Origin of the sequence: Acinetobacter lwoffii, from assembly GCF_024129715.1 — a bacterium.
Classification (GTDB): Bacteria; Pseudomonadota; Gammaproteobacteria; order Pseudomonadales; family Moraxellaceae; genus Acinetobacter; species Acinetobacter lwoffii_U.
Genome location: NZ_JAMXXM010000003.1, coordinates 266,883 through 272,888, shown reverse-complemented (window position 1 = coordinate 272,888; position 6,006 = coordinate 266,883). Strand labels below are relative to the sequence as shown.

Below are 6,006 nucleotides of genomic sequence, written 5' to 3'. Positions count from 1 at the left end.
AGGATTGATTGCTGATTCTCTAGATATGTTTGCCGATGCAGCCGTTTATGGTATTGCGCTATATGCCGTCGGAAAAGCTGCGAAATATCAAATAAAAGCAGCCCATTTCGCAGGTTGGATTCAGTTATTACTTGCTGTTATCGTGATTGTTGATGTCATTAGACGATTCATGTTTGGAAGCGAGCCAGAATCAACGCTCATGATTGTTATTGGCCTGCTCGCACTTATAGCTAACGTAACATGCTTATATCTTATTTCTGGTCATCGAGAAGATGGCGCACATATGAAAGCCAGTTGGATTTTCTCGGCGAATGACGTTGTCGTAAATATGGGCGTTATATTTGCCGGTGTACTCGTGGCGTGGACGGGATCAGCTTATCCAGACTTAATCATTGGCATACTGGTTTCTTTATTCGTACTTAATGGTGCCCGAAAAATTTTGGCTTTGAAGTAAGGGCACTGTTGCAAATAACCACGAATGGTAAGCTGAAGACTGTTTTAGCTAAAGGTGCAGCATATGAATCCTTTCCATGGTCGGCATTTTCAGGGCGAAATCATTCTTTGGGCTGTGCGCTGGTATTGTAAATATGGCATTAGCTATCGTGAACTGCAGGAAATGCTGGCCGAACGGGGTGTGAATGTTGATCACACGACTATTTACCGTTGGGTTCAACGTTATGCTCCTGAAATAGAAAAACGTTTACGCTGGTATTGGCGTAATCCTACAGATCTGAGCTCGTGGCATATTGATGAAACCTATGTAAAAGTGAATGGACGATGGTCTTATCTGTATCGTGCAGTCGATCAACGTGGCGATACCATTGATTTTTATCTTTCTTCTAGACGTAATACCAAATCAGCATATTGTTTTCTTGGAAAAATTTTAAATAATGTGAAGAAGTGGCAAATTCCACAAGTGATCAACACGGATAAAGCACCCACATATGGACGTGCTTTATCACGGTTAAAACGGGAAGGTAAATGTCCACCAGACCTTGAGCACAGGCAGATTAAGTATAAAAATAACGTGATTGAATGTGATCATGGCAAGCTAAAGCGGATCATCAGGGCCACATTAGGATTCAAATCTATGAAGACGGCTTATGCCACAATTAAAGGTATTGAAGTCATGCGTGCACTACGTAAAGGACAAGCATCGTCATTTTATTATGGTCAGCCTCAGGGTGAAGTGTGTCTAATCAACAGGGTTTTCGGTCTCTAAGTACTTTTTAAAGGGAACATCATCGACTCAAATCTCTATTTGCAACAGTGCCATAAAAAGCGTGTACACAGTGCACTGGGTTATGTATCGCCTTTTGAGTTTGAAGCAATGTACTATGATAAGATTAACCCGTTAGGTCAGGTGGCCTAACTTAAATAAAAAAGTCTCCGACAAACCCGGTACGGTTCACTATTTTTATTGTGCATTTATATTCAACCGTTAATGAATGGGAAAATAGATTTAAAAAATTATTCTTAAATTTATAATCCTAATTACCTTTGAGTGTAGATACACTCTTATATTTCAAAACATCTATCTTAAAAAAGAATTAAAGTAAAACTGTATCTTAAGATACAGTTTTATATATAAATCTTTAGGGGCTGTAGTAGATTAGAACTGTGATAGTCTACTACAGCCCCAAATATTTTAAGTGTAAAAAAGGGCTTGTTAGCCCCTCTTACTTTTTAGGTTACAGGTGCAGGGTTAAAAACTGCCAATGAGTTATGAATACCCCAATGGTCAGACCAAGTTTGTTGTTCACCGCTTGCAACTCGTAGGATCATTTCGAAGAGTTCCCATCCAACTTGTTCAATTGTCTTCTTGCCAATAGCAATGTCACCAGCACTGATATCAATGAGATCATACCAGCGGTTAGCAATAGTATTTCGACTAGCCATTTTAATCACAGGTACTGCTGCAAGTCCGTATGGTGTTCCACGGCCAGTCGTGAATACTTGTAATGTAATACCCGAAGCCATTTGCTGAGTACCACAAATAAAATCACTAGATGGCGTTGCTGCGAAAATAAGACCCTTTTTAGTTGGTTTTTCACCAGGAGAGAGCACTTCTACAATTGTTGAGCTACCTGATTTTGCTATAGACCCCATTGCTTTTTCAACAATATTGTTTAAACCACCTTTCTTATTGCCAGGTGTAGTGTTTGCACTGCGATCAACTTTACCAGCAGCTAAATAGTCATCATACCATTGCATTTCACGGATCAAATCCTTGGCAACTTGTTCATTTTCAGCACGAGGAGTTAATAAGTGAATACCATCTCTTACTTCTGTTACTTCGGAGAACATAACTGTTCCCCCACAACGAACAATAAGATCAGAAGCAAAACCAACAGATGGATTTGATGTAACACCTGAGAAAGCGTCACTGCCACCACATTGCATACCAACCACTAAATGAGAAGCTGATACTTCCTCACGTTGTCGCATATTTAGTTTTTCTAAATGTCTTTGTGCAACAGTTAAAATATGATCAACCATGCTCTGAAAACCATTATGGCGTTCATCTTGTAGTTGGATGATATCTTGATCTTCTAATGGGATACGTTTATTTTCGGCTGGAATGTTCAAAAGTCGTTCAGGTTGCATCTTTTCACAGCCTAAACTTACAACCATAACTTCACCACCGAAATTCGGGTTGAGTGCCAAATTATGAATAGTTCTGATAGGTACAATCGCTGCTGGAGCATCAATAGCTACGCCACAACCATATAAATGATTTAGCCCCACAATTCCATCTACATTTGGATATTTGTGAAGTAATTCACGTTCAACAATTTTAACTACGTGATCAACAATACCTTCTACACAGTTAACACTTGTAGTAATTGCTAATAAGTTTTTAGTGCCAACAGAACCATCTTGGTTTTTATAGCCTTTAAATGTATAGCCTATCAAGGGTTCTAAATTTGGTGTTGGACGTGTAGCTAGCTCAAGCTCATCAAGTGATGGTGAGTCTGGCATACGTGTTACAGCTTCATTGACCCATGACCCAGCAACTAAGTCTTTATTTGCATATCCAATAATTTCCCCATAACGCATAATAGGGTCATTTTCTTTTAAATCAGTAAGCAAAACTTTATGGCCTTGTGGCACGGCCTCAACCAGCTTAATGTTTTGTTCTTCAACAAAAGTTTCAGATGCTAGACCACCGTCGTTCACCACGATTGCAACATTGTCTAGAGGGTTAATTCTGATGAGTAGTGGTTTTTGCATAATCTTTCCTTGAGTTAGTGCTATACCTAAGAGCTGATATTTAAATATTGGCTCTTAGGAAAAAGGGCGAATTAATTAGATGTAGACTTCAATTGGAAACGTTCAATTTTACCAACCATAAATAGATAGCAAAGTAGAGCGATAACAGCATGAATACCAACGAATACTAATGCGCCATTAAATGAGCCAGTTGAGTTAATGATGTAGCCAATAACAATAGGGATCACAATACCTGCAACGTTACCAAAAGTATTAAATAGCCCACCAGAAAGACCGATCATCTCTTTTGGTGATACATCAGACATTACCGCCCAGCCCAAAGCACCGAAGCCTTTACCAAAAAATGCAAGAGACATAAAGAAAATAATGGCTGTATGTGAATCTACGTAGTTACAAATGATGATTGTTGTTGAAAGCAACATCCCGATAATAATTGGTAGTTTGCGAGCAAAAGTAAGGGATTTGTTCATTTTGATTAATCTATCAGAAACGATACCACCCAAAATTCCACCAATAAATCCACATAACGCTGGAGCAACTGCCGCAAAGCCAGCTTGTAAAATTGTCATGTGACGCTCTTTTACCAAATAGACAGGAAACCATGTTAAGAAGAAATAAGTTAGACAGTTAATACAGTATTGAGCAATGAAAATACCTAACAACATGCGTGAAGATAATAATTGTTTAATATCTGCAAAAGATGCTTTTTTCTTAGTTTGAGATTGGTCATTATCCTCCCCCATTAAAACTAAACCACCACCTTGTTTAATGTATTCCAGTTCAGCAGGGTTCACTCTTGGGTGTTTTACAGGGCTATAAATTACTTTTAACCAAATAAATGAGATAACGATACCTAAACCGCCCATAACCCAAAAAATTGATTGCCAGTGAATTTCGGTAACAAGCCATCCCATAAGTGGAGCAAAAGCTACTGTTGCAAAATATTGAGCAGAGTTGAAGATTGCTGCTGCTGTTCCACGCTCTTTGGTAGGAAACCATGCGGCAACAATTTGACTGTTGCCTGGGAATGCAGGGCTTTCAGCTAGACCAACAAGGAATCTTAATAGAAACAATACACTAACGATAATTCCTGTGCTTCCAAAAATATCAGAAAAACCTAAAAATACTGTGAAAAGAGACCATAGGAAAATACTGACGAAGTAAACTTTTCTTGCACCATATTTATCTAATAACCAACCACCTGGAAGTTGCCCGATAACATAGGCCCAAGAAAATGCTGAAAAAATATAGCCCATAGTGACTGTATCAAGACCAAGTTCTTGGCTCATTGGTGATGCTGCCATCGCTAAAGTAGCACGGTCACCATAATTGAGAGCAGTAACTAAGAATATCATTGCTAATATGTAATAGCGTGTTTTAGTGTGCCCAGCTCTTCCAGCTGATATTGTATTTGTTTGTAAATTTTCCATATACACAAACCCTTCTCTATCCGTACCTAATTTGGATGTAACAAATTAGAGTGACTTCAATGTCTTAATTTAATTGAGAAAGATACTTCACTAATAATCATGAAGTAGATTTTAAGAGTCCTTAAAGAGTTTAAAAACCCAAGGATGTAAGACATCTTATGATTATTTCTTGTTTAATTGCAATTTTTTTTTAATGGAACAAAATATTTTCTTGGTATTTTATTGAAAAATATAAAAGTAACTTTGTTGTTTGATGTCTTATATCAAAATCAACGATTACATCCAACTTATTTTTCAATAATAAGTTTTTGTAATTAAAGGTAATATTTATTTTTTATGATATATTTTTGATTTAGGTCTTGCAACTTCAGATATTAGTTATATGATGTCTTACAACAATGAGCTAATATGGAGAGCTATTTAATGGATGCGCTTGAGTTAAAGAATATTATTTCTGATGGTTTACTTTCATTTCCTGTAACGGACTTCGATAAGAATGGTGATTTTAATAAGGCTACCTATCAAAATCGTTTAGAGTGGTTAGGGCAGTATGGTGCGAGCGCATTATTTGCTGCTGGTGGTACAGGCGAATACTTCTCTTTAGTTGGAGATGAATATTCAGAAGTGATTAAAACTGCGGTAGATACATGTAAAGGCACTGTACCTATTATTGCTGGTGCAGGCGGCCCAACTCGTCAAGCGATTGCTCATGCTCAAGAAGCTGAGCGTTTAGGTGCGCATGGTATTTTGCTTATGCCACATTACTTAACTGAAGCAAGTCAGGAAGGTTTGATTGAGCACGTAAAGCAAGTTTGTGACTCTGTCAATTTTGGTGTTATTTTTTATAACCGTAGTTATTCACTTCTTACTACTGATTCACTGCAAAAATTAGCAGAAATGTGTCCAAACTTAATTGGGTTTAAAGACAGTTCTGGTCAAATTGATATGATGACACGTGTAACTCACACTCTTGGTGATCGTTTATCATATCTTGGTGGCTTACCGACTGCTGAAGTCTTTGCTGCACCATATAAAGCTTTAGGATGCCCAGTATATTCATCTGCTGTATTTAACTTTATTCCGAAAACAGCAATGGAATTTTACAATGCAATCCGTAGTGGTGATTCGGCAACAACGGATCGTTTAATCGATGATTTCTTCTTGCCATTGATTCAAATTCGTGACCGTAAGGCTGGTTATGGTGTAAGTATAGTCAAAGCGGGTGCAAAAATCGTAGGTTACGATGCAGGTCCAGTACGTCCACCATTAAGTGATTTAACTCCAAAAGATTATGAAGACTTAGCTGCATTAATTGCACCTTTAGGTCCACAGTAATTTTTTA

5 protein-coding genes are annotated in these 6,006 nt (G+C 37.8%); 3 read left to right on the top strand and 2 right to left on the bottom strand.

Annotation, left to right across the window (positions count from 1 at the left end):
• Window positions 1-454 (top strand): cation efflux transmembrane domain-containing protein (locus NI462_RS04510; RefSeq protein WP_253159317.1); only part of this gene is annotated, 454 nt, incomplete at its 5' end.
• A gap of 63 nt (window positions 455-517) precedes the next feature.
• A complete protein-coding gene (locus NI462_RS04505) occupies window positions 518-1,222 on the top strand; it encodes an IS6-like element IS1006 family transposase (RefSeq protein ID WP_001067784.1) in 705 nt (234 codons plus the stop codon).
• Between the two features lie 464 nt (window positions 1,223-1,686).
• On the opposite strand, the gene garD is transcribed toward NI462_RS04505, so the two are convergent.
• Both garD and NI462_RS04495 read right to left on the bottom strand, forming a co-directional pair.
• Window positions 1,687-3,234 (bottom strand): galactarate dehydratase, encoded by a 1,548-nt coding sequence (gene garD / locus NI462_RS04500; protein WP_253159315.1) that lies wholly within the window; start codon window positions 3,232-3,234, stop codon window positions 1,687-1,689.
• A 71-nt stretch (window positions 3,235-3,305) separates the two neighbouring features.
• Window positions 3,306-4,664: an MFS transporter gene (locus NI462_RS04495; protein WP_253159313.1), complete on the bottom strand. Its 1,359-nt coding sequence runs from the start codon at window positions 4,662-4,664 to the stop codon at window positions 3,306-3,308.
• Between the two features lie 423 nt (window positions 4,665-5,087).
• Here NI462_RS04495 and kdgD point away from each other — a divergent pair, with 423 nt between their 5' ends.
• A complete protein-coding gene (gene kdgD, locus NI462_RS04490) occupies window positions 5,088-5,999 on the top strand; it encodes a 5-dehydro-4-deoxyglucarate dehydratase (protein WP_253159311.1) in 912 nt (303 codons plus the stop codon).
• The last annotated feature ends 7 nt before the right edge of the window (window positions 6,000-6,006 follow it).